Raw genomic sequence first — 13871 nt, 5'->3', positions numbered from 1 at the left:
TTACCCTCCTATAATCAAATACTCAGAAATACTTTCGAGCATTTTTTCCACTGTGTATTTATCTGGCATGGCATGGACACGCAATCCCCATTCCTCTGCCTTTCTTCTTGATACCGGACCGATGCACGCTATGATGCATTCAGCCAGCTTGGCCCCTAAATCATTCTCTTCAACAATCTCCATAAAATGATCAATCGTAGATGGGCTTGTAAATGTAAGTATATCAAGACTTCCTTCATGAAGCATCTGAACCAGCTTGCCGCGGCTCTCTTCGGGCAGGAAAGTTTCATAGATGATTACTTCATCGACGAGCGCACCGTTGTCCCTCAAAGCGGTCGATATATAATCCCTTGCCAGGTTCCCCTTCGGAATCAGGATTTTGTCCCCCTGTTTGACAAAGGGCAAAAACTCTTCGACAAACCCTTCGGCAACATATTGCCCTGGAACGAAATCCGCGGTATGGCCATAGCTTTCCAGAATGGATTGCGTCTTTTCGCCGATGACGGCTATTTTAGGAAATTTTGTTTGGATTTTTTTTATAAAGGAAAAAAAGGTTTCGATCGTTACATTGCTTGTGAAAATAATCCAGTCATATGTATGTATATCGGCAAACATTTCTAGCAGTTTTTCGGTTGCTGCAACTGGTCTAAAGGCAATTAGAGGGATTTCCACGGGAATCCCTCCTTGACTCTTAACCATTTCGGAGAAAGACCTGGCATGGGCCTTTCCCCTTGGAATCATAACCGTTTTATTTTGCAGCGGCTGAAACGGTATCATTCAATCTCTAGCTCCTGTTTAACCTTATCAATAAGATCTTTTGCGCCCTGATTGATCATACTTTCTGCAGCTATCTGCCCAAGCTCCTCAGGGTTCGTTCCAGTAACCTGTTCCTTGATGATCGTTTTTCCATCAGGTGATCCGACTAAAGCGGTCAAAACGATTTCTTCCTGTTCATTTATGTAGGCAAATCCAGCGATTGGCACCTGGCATCCGCCTTCCATCTTATGAAGGAATGAACGCTCTGCCCTGACAGCCGCGTTAGTTTCAGCAGAAGTGAATTTTTCGAGCAGCTGGAGAAGCTCCTCATCGTCGCCGCGGCATTCAATCGAAAGAGCACCCTGGCCGACTGCAGGCACGCAAATATCTGGATCGATGAACTCAGTGACTGTCTCGCTTGCCCAGCCCATACGCTTCAGTCCGGCAGCAGCAAGGATGATCGCATCATAATCTTCTGTCTCAAGCTTAGATAATCTTGTGTCAATATTGCCCCTGATCCACTTCATTTCCAGGTCAGGCCGCTTTGCTAAAAGCTGTGCACTCCGGCGCAGGCTGCTTGTTCCAACGACTGCACCTGGCTTAAGTTCATCAAAAGGTATATGTTCTTTTGAAATCAGTACATCACGGTGATCTTCCCTATCAGGAATGCAGCCAATGACAAGACCTTCTGGAAGGACTGCTGGCATATCCTTCATGCTATGTACGGCCATATCAATTTCCTTGTCCAGCATTGCCTGTTCGATTTCCTTAACGAAAAGTCCTTTTCCGCCAACTTTTGAGAGAGTTACATCAAGAATTTTATCCCCTTTTGTGACAATCTCTTTTACTTCAAACTCAAAAGGAGCACCCAATTTTTTCAGCTGCTCGATTACCCAGTTTGTTTGTGTCAATGCTAGCTTACTCCGTCTGGAGCCAACGATTATTTTTCTCATGACAGCCTCCTATTTATTTATACCAGAAATGGAATGATGATAATTTTCCGAAAAGAAAGAAGTTAATTAAGACAATCAGGAACGATGCGATGTTCCAGAGTGCGAGCGATTTGCCATACATCTCCCTGCCAACCCTCAAATAGAGGTAGATGCTGTATACCGCCAGGACGACGAACGACCCGATCAGCTTAGCATCGTACCATGCAAGATCAGGCACCTTGATCCAGGCCCATTGCAGGCCAAGGATCAAGCTGAGGATCAGCATCGGCACTCCTATGACATTCAATATGTAAGACCAATAGTCAAGCCTGGTCAGATCCGAAATCCTCCGTAACAGCATACCCCACTTTTTCCGCTTTAATAGGTCATATTGGATCAGATAGAGCAAAGAAAAAACAAAAGAGATCGAAAATGCACCATACGAGAGGATAGCCATCGTGATATGGATGAGCAGCAGTTCGGAAATGAGCTGCTCTGATATGACATTGGAATCATATTGCACAGGCGCGAAGGTATGGATCGCCATTATGATGAATCCAAGCACATTTGTAAAAAAGACAATAAAATCTACTTTTAATAGTTTATTGATTGCAAGCGATAGTGTGACAAGCACCCATGCATAAAAGTACAGCCCTTCGAAGAGGGTCAGGACAGGGAATCGGCCAATATCAAACATATAATAGAATAGGAATATCGTCTGGAATCCCCATACAAATGCAAGTAACCAGAAGGCAATTTGGTTTACCCTCCGGTTACTGTTAAGAAAGTCGATGAAATATAAAAGCACGCTTGCTGCATAGATAACAATGGTTATCTCATGCAGGCGGGTAATATAAAGATCAACCATGTGCAAAACCTCTCTTACGGCTGCAAAGAAGCCTGAGGCGAAGGAACTCTGACCTGCTTTGATTCAGCTGTTTTCATTCCCTCTTGTTCAGCGACAAGCTGTTCGATATTGAAAATCTTCACAAAAAGGTCTAGCGCTTCATCTGCATCCGGTCCTGCTGCAAGCTCTTTTGCCTGAAGGATCGGATCTTTCAGAAGCTGGTTGATGATACTCTTTGTATGTTTGTTTAGGACTTTTTTATCCCTGTCTGAAAGATGCGGCATCTTGCGTTCGATGCTGTTCATCGTCTCTTCCTGTATGGCGAGCGCTTTTACCCGCAAAGCAGAAATGACCGGTACGACTCCTAAAGTGTTAAGCCATTGCTTAAACTGGACGATCTCACTTTCAATCATGATCAGGATTTTCTCAGCTGCCTTCTGGCGTTCCTGCAGATTAGCTTCGACTATTCCTTCTAGATCATCGATATCATAAAGGAAAATGTTCTCCAATGTCGCAATCTCAGGATCCAGGTCACGAGGTACAGCGATATCAACCATGAATAATGGTTTTCCTTTTCGCCTTTGCTCTACCTTCGCCATCATATCCTTTGTTACGACAAAATCCTTTGCTCCAGTTGAGCTGATCAGGATGTCAGCATCAGCCAGTGCACTTTGCAGTTCATCGAGTGTCCTTGCATTGCCAGAGAAACGGTTAGCCAGATCCTCGGCCTTTTGGTATGTCCTGTTGATGACTGTGACTTTCTTTGCCCCGTTTGCATGGAGGTTCTGGATTGCCAGCTCACCCATTTTCCCTGCTCCAAGGATCAGTACATGTTTCTGGTCAAGCGAACCGAAAATCTTCTTGGCAAGCTCCACAGCAGCGTAGCTGACTGAAACAGCATTCGCACCGATATCCGTTTCGGAGTGACCGCGTTTCGCAAGAGTGACCGCAAGTTTAAAAAGCTGATTGAAAACCGTTCCTGTTGTGTTGTTTTCTAGTCCGAGCATGAAACTTGCGCGCACTTGCCCAAGAATCTGGGTTTCTCCCAACACCATCGAGTTCAAGCCGCAGGAAACCTTGAATAAATGGTCGATGGCTCCATCCTGTTCATAAATGAACAGGAACGGCGTGAATTCTGACTGTGGAATACCGAACCATTCAGATAAGAACTCTTTAATATAATATCTGCCAGTGTGAAGCTGATCCACAACAGCATAAATTTCTGTTCGGTTGCAAGTAGATACGATGACATTCTCAAGGATGCTCTTTTTCTGCTGAAGCGCGTTCATTGCCCCGCCAAGAGTTGCCTCGTTGAATGTCAACCTTTCGCGGATTTCAACAGGGGCCGTTTTATAGTTAAGTCCTACTACGATAATGTGCATTTATTAATTGACACCCCCAAAGAGAAATTGCATAATTGGCTAAGGCAATTATACATTAGGTTTTCTTTCTTTTAACGTTGTAAATGTGAACAACTATTGAACTAAAATATATATATAAATACAAATTAATGTTTGTTTACTTTTAGACAATCTAAACAGCAAATAAACATACTCCCTAATGTACATTATCAAAGTTTGTCCTTTAATTCAAGTGAGCCTTTTTGGAAGTGGTGAAAGTATGAAAAATCAGAGAATTATCCCAGGAATGATTCTGATTGGATTCGGGATTTATTTTTATCTCCAGCAGCAAAATATCACCCTGTTCAGCCAATTTTACACGTGGCCGACACTTCTGATCATTGTCGGTGCCGCCTTTTTGGTACAGGGCTACTGGGGGAAAGATTATGAAGCCATTTTCCCAGGTGTGATCCTGGTGGGGTTCGGTGTGCATTTCCATGTTATCAATAAATTCGAATTATGGCCCGACCATCTTGGAGCATTTATCTTAATTATCGCCCTTGGATTTTTGCTGCGTTATCAGAAAACAGGAAATGGCTTGTTCCACGGAGTCCTCTTTCTTATTTTAGCGGGCCTGCTGCTGTTTTATGACCGAATTACAAGCTGGCTTGGACTTCTTGAGAATGGAGTTGCAACCGCCTGGAGATTTTGGCCGGCAGTGTTGATCTTAATCGGAGTATATTTATTATTTTTCAAGAAGAAATGAAGAAAATCCCTCACCAGATATTTCACGGTGAGGGATTTTTTATTTCATAGGCAAGAAAAAAGCGGTCTGAGAATAGACCGCTTCTGTCATTATTTCATAAAACTCCCTAATACGGACCAGGCTTTGTCCTTCCCTTCTCCTGTTTCTGATGAGAAAAGAATGATCGTGTCATCAGGGTCTAAATCAAGTGTTTCTTTGGTGATTTTCAGATGCTTTTGCCACTTGGACTTCGGAATTTTATCAGCCTTTGTCGCAATGATGATGACCGGGATATCATAATGCTTGAGAAAATCATACATCATCACATCGTCCTTTGAAGGCGGATGCCTCAGATCAACGATCAGCAGCATTGCTTTCAGCTGCTCACGGGAGGTGATATATGTCTCAATCATTTTCCCCCAGGCTTCACGTTCAGATTTTGAGACTTTTGCATACCCATAGCCTGGAACGTCAACAAAATGAAGCATTTCATTGATCAGGTAAAAATTCAGGGTCTGCGTTTTCCCTGGCTTTGAGGATGTCCTGGCCAGGCTTTTTCTGTTCAGCATTTTATTGATAAAAGAAGACTTGCCAACATTTGAACGGCCTGCAAGGGCGAACTCCGGAAGATGGCCTTCCGGATATTGATTCGGCCTTACAGCACTGATTACGATTTCTGCACTATTTACTTTCATTGAGCATCACCGCTGGCAAGCGCGTGCTTCAATACTTCATCTACATGGGAAACTAACACAAATTCAAGCTCCTTACGTACACTTTCAGGAATATCATCAATATCTTTCTCATTATCTTTTGGACAAATAACTTTTGTTAGACCGGCCCTGTGGGCACTCAGGGACTTTTCCTTGAGACCTCCAATGGGCAGGACGCGTCCTCTCAGTGTTATTTCTCCGGTCATTCCTACTTCCCTGCGAATCGGCTTTCCTGATAAAGCCGAAACGAGTGCAGTAGCAATCGTAATCCCTGCTGAAGGGCCATCCTTAGGGACAGCGCCTTCGGGAACATGGATATGAATATCATTTCTTTCATGGAAGTCTGGATCAATACCAAGCTCTTTGGCTTTTGAACGGACATAGCTGAATGCCGCTTGTGCCGATTCCTTCATGACGTCCCCGAGCTTACCTGTAAGGACCAGCTTGCCTTTTCCCGGTGACAAAGAAACCTCGATTTGAAGTGTATCTCCGCCTACCGTTGTATAGGCGAGCCCTGTCGCGACGCCGACCTGGTCTTCCAGCTCAGCCTGGCCATACCTGAATTTAGGTTTGCCAAGGAAATCTTCCACATTCTTTTCGCTCACAATCACACGCTTTTTCGTACCGGAAACAACGATTTTCGCCGTTTTCCTGCAGATCGACGCAAGCTGCCTTTCAAGAGAACGGACGCCAGATTCGCGTGTATAATAACGGATGACCTTCGTGATGGCCTCATCCTTCATCTGCAGTTGTGCTTTTGACAGACCATGATCCTTGATTTGCCTAGGAAGTAAATGATCCTTTGCAATATGCAGTTTTTCAAGCTCCGTATAACCTGCGATGTTGATGATTTCCATCCTGTCGAGCAATGGCCCTGGAACAGTGGACAGATTATTGGCTGTAGCGATGAACATTACTTTTGAAAGATCGTATGTCTCTTCAATGTAATGGTCGCTGAAATTATGGTTTTGTTCTGGATCTAGCACCTCAAGCATTGCTGCAGAAGGGTCACCGCGGAAATCACTGGACATTTTATCGATTTCGTCCAGAAGGAACACAGGATTGATCGTTCCTGCTTTTTTCATTCCCTGGATAACCCGTCCAGGCATCGCTCCTACATAGGTCCTTCTGTGGCCGCGAATTTCAGACTCATCACGGACACCGCCCAATGACACGCGGACAAAGTTGCGGTTCAGGGACTTTGCGATTGACCTGGCAAGACTCGTTTTTCCGACACCTGGAGGTCCTGCGAGGCAAAGAATCGGTCCTTTTAATGAGTTTGTCAGCTTTTGTACAGCCAGATACTCAAGAACTCTTTCCTTCACTTTTTCAAGGCCATAGTGGTCCTGATCAAGGATTTTTTCAGCCTTGTTTATATCGAGATCATCTTCGGTTGCCTTTGACCATGGCAGAGAAACAAGCCACTCGATATAGTTCCGGATCACAGCACTCTCTGCAGAGGTAGCAGGAACCTTCTCATAACGGTCGAGCTCCTTCAGCGCCGTTTCTTTCACATGGTCAGGCATGCCGGCAAGCTCGATTTTTTCGGTCAGCTCAGAAATCTCTCCTGTCTTGCCTTCTTTTTCTCCGAGTTCTTTCTGGATGGCCTTCATTTGTTCACGCAAGTAATATTCTTTTTGCGTCCGTTCCATTGAACGTTTTACGCGCTGGCCGATTTTCTTCTCGAGGCCCAGCACCTCTTTTTCATTATGGATGATTTCAATGACACGGTTCATACGTTCTTTAATATCAACCGTTTCAAGAATTTCCTGCTTTTCTTTTAGCTTGAGCGGAAGATGGGAGGCAATGATGTCAGCCATCCTTCCCGGCTCTTCGATGTCAGAAACCGATGCATACGTTTCAGCGGAGATTTTCTTGGACATTTTTATGTATTGTTCAAAATACTCAAGCATTGTCCTCATTAATGCTTCATCTTCGACATCCTTGGTTTCCTTGTCTTCAAAGGTTTTTACTTTACAGGAAAAATGGTCATTCTCGTCATAAAGTTCAATAATTTCAGCTCTAGCCAAACCTTCGACTAGCACGCGGATTGTCCCGTTCGGCAGCTTCAGCATCTGTTTCACGCGCGTCAGCGTCCCCATATGGTACAAATCCTCTTCGCCAGGTTCATCTATAGAAATATCCTTTTGGGTAGTAAGATAGATTAAATGGTCGTCCACCATTGCCTTCTCAAGCGCCTGTACTGACTTTTCACGTCCAACATCTAAATGGAGCACCATTGTCGGATATACAAGCAGACCTCGTAGCGGCAGGAGAGGGACAGTCAATTCTTTTTTGTTCGCCATGACTTTGCACCTCCAACATGCATAGTAGCATTATACTTTGTTGTTCAATTCTATCGTATTTATTTTCAAGTGTCTAATATCAAGAGCGGAAAGTCCTCTTTTATATCTACTGCTTAGTATCCTGATAACCAGTTAAAAATATGTCTGCTCCCGGACCGATTGTTTCTTCGCAGTGCAAAAAAAAGAACGCCAGCACGCGTCCTTTTTAAATGCATTAACTTGTTTCTTTTTTCGTCAGATCAGGGGCAACGGAAATAATTTGTTCCAGCGGCCGGTCTTTTACAAGAGCAATATCAAATACTTCATCCAGGTGGGTGACTGGGATGATTTCGATCCCGGTTATTTCGTTCAGGATGGTCTGAACATTTTCCTTTGGTATGATGACTTTCTTTGCTCCAGCTTTTTTCGCAGCTTTCACCTTCGGATACACGCCGCCAATTGGTTTTACATTCCCATGTATGCTGATTTCGCCTGTCATTGCGACAGTATTGTCCATCGGGATTTTATAAATGGCTGAGTAAATTCCGGTTGCCATCGCGATACCGGCAGATGGTCCATCGATTGGAGTCCCGCCGGGGAAATTGACATGGATATCGAATTCATCGGCTGGAACACCCATTGATCTTAGCACAGTGATGACATTTTCAATCGATCCCCTCGCCATACTCTTCCTGCGGATCGACTTGCCCTGTCCGCCGATGCTTTCTTCATCAACAATGCCGGTAATATTAATCGAACCTTTTTCCTTAGCTTTGATGACGGTTACTTCGATCTCGAGGAGCGCTCCGGTGTTAGGTCCATATACAGCAAGTCCGTTTACCAGACCGACTGCAGATTTTTCATTGATTCTACGTTCCATTCTTGGTGTCAACTGACTGGAATGGACGACCCACTCAATTTCATCTTCTTTGATATAGTTGCGTTCATCTGTAATCGCAAGCCCTGCGGCAATTTGAACCATGTTAACCGCTTCACGGCCGTTGCGCGCATAATTGGACAGGATTTCTATTGCCTTATCGCTCATCGCAAGCTCTACTTTTTCCGCTGCATTCCTTGCAACCTCCGATATTTCCTCCTGCGTTAACTCACGGAAAAATACCTCCATGCATCTCGACCTTATTGCTGGAGGGATTTCGCTTGGAGTTCTTGTCGTAGCGCCGACAAGACGGAAATCAGCTGGAAGCCCATTTTTAAAAATATCATGGATATGACTGGGAATTTGCATGTTTTCTTCATTATAATATGCACTTTCCAAAAATACTTTCCGGTCTTCAAGTACCTTCAGAAGCTTGTTCATTTGGATTGGATGGAGTTCCCCGATTTCATCAATAAATAAAACCCCGCCATGAGCGTTTGTTACAGCTCCCTGCTTTGGCTGCGGAATTCCAGCTTGTCCCATTGCACCAGCACCCTGATAAATCGGGTCATGAACAGATCCAATAAGCGGGTCGGCAATCCCTCTTTCGTCAAACCTTGCAGTCGTCGCATCAAGTTCAACGAATACTGATGACGTTTTAAAAGGAGATTTCGCGTTTTGCTTTGCTTCTTCTAAAACAAGCCTGGCAGCAGCCGTTTTTCCGACTCCAGGCGGTCCATAAATGATCACATGCTGCGGATTCGGCCCGCATAGTGCTGCTTTCAATGCCTTGATTCCATCTTCCTGGCCAACTATATCATTAAAACTGGAAGGCCGGACTTTTTCAGCGAGCGGTTCACTAAGAGAAACCGATCTCATCTTCCTTAACTGTTCCATTTCCTTTCTGGATTCACGATCAATCGAAACCTTCTGCGTCCGCTGATTCCTTAATAGATTCCAGAAATACAGCCCGATGATGATACCGAAAAACAGCTGTATAAATAAGGCGATCCCGGTCCAACTCAATTGACATTCCCTCCCATAAGTTGATACTGTTTGCTTTACCCTAGTATCCCCTTGACATGGTTGGAATAAACAATATTTTCAAGTGAAATTTCCCATTGCTGAGATGCGTACTAAATATTAAATAAGCGCAAAAAAGCCCGGTTAAAAATAACCGGGCTTTAGTATTAAGCTGAAGTTCTTTCATCTTCAAGAACTGTTCCGTCTTCGAGCACAAGCTTTGGAGGCATGTTGTTTTCGACTGTTTCCTTTGTGATGATACACTTTACGATATCTTCACGTGATGGAAGGTCGAACATGACTTCAAGCATGATGCCTTCGATGATTGAACGAAGTCCACGTGCGCCTGTCTTGCGCTCGATTGCTTTTTTGGCAATTTCAATCAACGCATCGTCTTCGAATTCCAGCTCGACATCATCAAGCTCAAGCATCTTTTGATATTGCTTAACAAGCGCGTTCTTCGGCTTAGTCAGGATTTCAACCAGCGCTTCTTCGTCAAGCGGAGTCAGGCTGGCAATTACCGGAAGACGGCCGATGAATTCAGGAATTAACCCGAACTTCAACAAGTCTTCAGGAAGTACTTTTGACAATAATTCCTTCTTGTGGATTTCTTCTTCTTTCTTATCCGATCCAAAGCCAATTACTTTTTGGCCAAGACGGCGTTTGATGATTTGTTCGATTCCGTCAAATGCCCCACCGCAAATGAACAGGATATTCGTCGTATCAATCTGAATGAATTCCTGATGAGGATGCTTTCGTCCACCCTGAGGCGGAACGCTCGCCACTGTTCCTTCAAGAATTTTCAAAAGCGCCTGCTGGACGCCTTCACCGGAAACGTCTCTTGTAATAGACGGGTTTTCGGATTTTCTGGCAATTTTATCGATTTCATCGATATAAATGATCCCTTTTTCAGCCTTTTCCACATCGTAGTCAGCAGACTGGATCAATTTCAGAAGGATGTTTTCAACATCTTCACCAACATAACCTGCTTCTGTCAGTGATGTAGCATCGGCAATCGCGAATGGTACATTCAGAATACGAGCCAGTGTTTGTGCAAGCAAAGTTTTACCGCTCCCTGTAGGCCCAATCATCGCAATATTACTCTTTGAAAGCTCGACATCATCGATCTTGCTGTTAGAGTTGATACGCTTATAGTGATTGTATACCGCTACAGACAGGTTCTTCTTCGCCTGATCCTGACCGATTACATACTCATTAAGGATATCGCGGATTTCCATTGGTTTTGGAACATCCTTGAATTCCACTTCTTCTTCAGTGCCCAGTTCTTCCTCAACGATTTCCGTGCACAATTCAATACACTCATCACAGATATAGACGCCTGGCCCTGCTACTAATTTGCGGACTTGATCCTGCGTCTTGCCGCAGAAAGAACATTTAAGCTGCCCTTTTTCATCATTAAATTTGAACAATGCCTTCACCCCTTGAGAACTTCTAAACAATATATAAAGCTGCGATTCATAAGCAAACGAAGTATTAAGTAACGATTTTTCTGCTGCTTTCGAGCAGGTATGTATTGCATTGTATCACAAATTGCCAGGGTACAGGAAATAATAAACCTTGACACAGACAGTTCGTGCTTATGAACCGATAAAAAAAATATGTACTAAATCATCTTAACCATAAATGAGCCCATTAAATCGGCATATGGCAAATTGCTAAAAAATTATGTATGTATATTGATATATGTATATGTGTTTTTATTGTAGAAAACAAGGCACGATGTACTCGCGCCTTGTTCTATATTACCTAATTCTATTATGCAACAGATTTACTGTTTTCCACAAGGAAATCAACTGCTTTTTTCAGCTGTAGATCGCCTTTGATTCCTTCAAGGCTTCCACCTAGTGCAGCTTTGATGTTTTCAACTGTCATGTTGTACATTTCAGCCATTTTTTCTAGCTCAGCATTTACTTCTTCATCAGATACTTCGATGTTTTCAGCTTTTGCAATAGCTTCAAGAGTCAGGTTAACACGTACGCGTGTAGCAGCTTCTTCTTTCATTTGTCCGCGAAGAGCAGCTTCGTCCTGGCCAGAGAACTGGAAGTAAAGTTCAAGGTTCATGCCTTGCATTTGAAGGCGCTGTTCGAATTCGTTGATCATGCGGTCAACTTCAGTGTCAACCATTGCATCAGGAACTTCGATTTCAGCGTTAGCTGCAGCTTTTTCCACTACAGTGTCACGTACGAAGTGTTCTTTCTGGTGACCTTTGTCGTGAGCCAGACGATCTTTGATCTTAGTTTTAAGCTCATCTAATGAACCTACTTCTTCGTCAGCATCTTTAGCGAACTCATCATCTAGAGCTGGAAGTTCTTTTCCTTTGATTTCGTGAATTTTCACTTTGAAAGTTGCAGGCTTTCCAGCAAGCTCAGCAGCGTGGTACTCTTCCGGGAAAGAAACTTCAACGTCTTTTTCTTCTCCAGTAGCTGTTCCAACTAGCTGATCTTCGAAACCAGGAATGAATGAACCTGATCCAAGTTCAAGTGAATAGTTCTCTGCTTTGCCGCCTTCGAAAGCTTCGCCATCAACGAATCCTTCGAAATCGATGACAACTGTGTCGCCATTTTCAGCAGTGCCTTCTTCTTTAACAACAAGCTCTGCCTGCTTCTCTTGCATTGATTTTAGTTCGTTTTCTACTTCTTCATCAGTTACGTTTGTGTCGAATGCTTCAACTTCAAGCCCTTTGTACTCGCCAAGCTTCACTTCTGGCTTAACTGTAACAGTAGCCTTGAAGATAAAGCTCTTGCCTTTTTCGATTTGCTCTACATCGATTTCTGGGCGGTCAACTGGCTCGATTCCAGTTTCTTCGATTGCATTTGAATATGCTTCCGGAAGAAGGATATCAATTGCATCTTGATATAAAGATTCTACGCCGAAACGCTTTTCGAACATTTGGCGAGGCATTTTCCCTTTACGGAATCCAGGTACGTTAACTTTAGTAACGACTTTCTTGAATGCAGCGTCAAGACCTTGATTGACCTTTTCTGCATCAACTTCGATTGTTAGAACCGCTTGGTTCTTTTCTAATTTTTCTACCTTTGCAGACATACAGTTTCCCTCCAACAATAATCTATTGTCATTTTCATTCGACGATGAATACTCTTGTTTACCAAGCAATATTCCAGATTAAATGTAAAATAGAATGATTTTTACATAATACAACCACTACATTATAACACAGGATTATTTCGTTTCAACAGCCTGGACTATATTATCGGATAAGAAATTTCTTCTAGGCTTCTGATAAAAGCGAGAACCTGGCTTGCTTCTTCACTTGAACAATCATACATTTCAGCAAAAGTCTCCAATGGATCCTCGAAACCAAAATATTCATTTGCCATATAGTGATAGGCTGCCGCCCAGGCTTCAGGGGGACCATTCGGCGGATCAAAAGGATAAATTAAAAAGAAATGTCTTTCAATCAGGCTCTGGATGTTTTCAAATAGAACAGGGTCTTCACTTTCTATTTGGGTTCTTAATAATTGATTGGCCTCATTCGAACCAATATAATCCTTCAGTTCCGGAAGCTTAACAGGAATGAATGACTTGTCCCAGCCAAATTTGCGCACGCTCATTTCTTCCGCATATTCCTGTTCCTTCAATATATTAAGAAGCATTGTTTTCTGGAATGGATGTCCTTCCTCAGCCGCCACATACTCTCTTATTTCATTTATATAAGGGCGGATGTTTTCCTTTGCGAGCCTTGCCGCTATCATGACCTGTTCATTCGGGTCTTTGTAATCGAACAGCTGCAGCTCCTGGTCTTCCATTCCATTCTCCGCTTCCTCTTCAAAAGCTTCAAATGTTGCCTTATCTGCTTCCCCATCCAGCATCCTTCTTCCAAATTCAAGCATTCTGATAAAATGTTCATGCTTGTCAGCAGGAATTTCCCGCTCTTCGAGAAGTGCTTCTATAGTAGAAACTATTACAGTGTATTCATTCAATTGGACAAGGATCATTAAGTATAGATCTATAACCTGTATATATTCACCCAGGCCGCTTCGCAGCATTTCAGCCGCTATCTCTTTTGCCTGTATCGCATTTCCAGCCTCATAATTCGCGAGCACGAGCCCTACATAAATATCGCTATTCTCAGGGTCATACTCTAAAGCCTGCTCAAGGAACTGAATCGCATCTCTGTATTTTTTCTGTTTTAAGTATTCCAGACCCTTTTCCAATAAGCGTTTTTCCAGACCGGGAAACAGGATCACATTGTCCTTTTTCGAATCCCGTTTTTTCATATAAACAACCGCCTTACTCAATATAATTGTACGTACTCTTTTCGATTGAAGTAAGTTTAGCATGAATCCCGGAAAAAACAAAAAGATTCACAAG

General features: G+C 43.3%; 11 protein-coding genes. 1 reads left to right on the top strand and 10 read right to left on the bottom strand.

The genetic code is table 11. From position 1 onward, the window contains the following. From ACXAEA_RS07085 to hemA, 4 genes are read right to left on the bottom strand one after another with little or no spacing between them, the layout of a single operon-like run. Window positions 1-741 carry a uroporphyrinogen-III synthase gene (locus ACXAEA_RS07085; protein WP_475098072.1) on the bottom strand — a complete coding sequence of 247 codons (741 nt, stop codon included), beginning with the start codon at window positions 739-741 and terminating at the stop codon, window positions 1-3. Window positions 742-773: 32 nt separating this feature from the next. Further along, window positions 774-1709, bottom strand: coding sequence for a hydroxymethylbilane synthase (gene hemC, locus ACXAEA_RS07080; protein WP_475095203.1), 936 nt, complete (start codon window positions 1707-1709; stop codon window positions 774-776). Between the two features lie 13 nt (window positions 1710-1722). Further along, complete coding sequence (locus tag ACXAEA_RS07075; RefSeq protein ID WP_475095202.1) at window positions 1723-2556, bottom strand: cytochrome C assembly family protein; 834 nt, start codon at window positions 2554-2556, stop codon at window positions 1723-1725. A gap of 14 nt (window positions 2557-2570) precedes the next feature. Further along, window positions 2571-3917 carry a glutamyl-tRNA reductase gene (hemA, locus tag ACXAEA_RS07070; protein WP_475095201.1) on the bottom strand — a complete coding sequence of 449 codons (1347 nt, stop codon included), beginning with the start codon at window positions 3915-3917 and terminating at the stop codon, window positions 2571-2573. 238 nt (window positions 3918-4155) lie between these two features. Between hemA and ACXAEA_RS07065 the strand changes: the two genes are divergently transcribed. Further along, window positions 4156-4641: a LiaI-LiaF-like domain-containing protein gene (locus ACXAEA_RS07065; RefSeq protein WP_475095200.1), complete on the top strand. Its 486-nt coding sequence runs from the start codon at window positions 4156-4158 to the stop codon at window positions 4639-4641. A gap of 89 nt (window positions 4642-4730) precedes the next feature. Here the strand turns inward: ACXAEA_RS07065 and yihA are convergent, their stop codons facing one another. From yihA to ACXAEA_RS07035, 6 genes are all read right to left on the bottom strand, one after another. Beyond that, on the bottom strand, window positions 4731-5315 hold the full coding sequence (gene yihA, locus ACXAEA_RS07060) for a ribosome biogenesis GTP-binding protein YihA/YsxC (protein WP_475095199.1): 585 nt from the start codon (window positions 5313-5315) through the stop codon (window positions 4731-4733). After that, on the bottom strand, window positions 5312-7639 hold the full coding sequence (gene lon / locus ACXAEA_RS07055; protein ID WP_475095198.1) for an endopeptidase La: 2328 nt from the start codon (window positions 7637-7639) through the stop codon (window positions 5312-5314). Before lon ends, yihA begins: the two co-directional genes overlap by 4 nt. A 214-nt stretch (window positions 7640-7853) precedes the next feature. Beyond that, entirely contained in the window at window positions 7854-9521 is a 1668-nt protein-coding gene (gene lonB / locus ACXAEA_RS07050) for an ATP-dependent protease LonB (protein ID WP_475095197.1), read from the bottom strand. A gap of 164 nt (window positions 9522-9685) precedes the next feature. Further along, complete coding sequence (gene clpX, locus ACXAEA_RS07045; protein WP_475095196.1) at window positions 9686-10948, bottom strand: ATP-dependent protease ATP-binding subunit ClpX; 1263 nt, start codon at window positions 10946-10948, stop codon at window positions 9686-9688. Window positions 10949-11294: 346 nt separating this feature from the next. Further along, a complete protein-coding gene (tig, locus tag ACXAEA_RS07040) occupies window positions 11295-12584 on the bottom strand; it encodes a trigger factor (protein ID WP_475095195.1) in 1290 nt (429 codons plus the stop codon). Window positions 12585-12742: 158 nt separating this feature from the next. Then, window positions 12743-13777: a tetratricopeptide repeat protein gene (locus ACXAEA_RS07035; protein ID WP_475095194.1), complete on the bottom strand. Its 1035-nt coding sequence runs from the start codon at window positions 13775-13777 to the stop codon at window positions 12743-12745. Window positions 13778-13871: the final 94 nt, after the last annotated feature.

The organism is Mesobacillus sp. ABV4_180, from assembly GCF_056158485.1.
The sequence above is the reverse complement of the archived record's forward strand: the minus strand, read 5'-3'. Positions and strand labels throughout refer to the sequence as shown.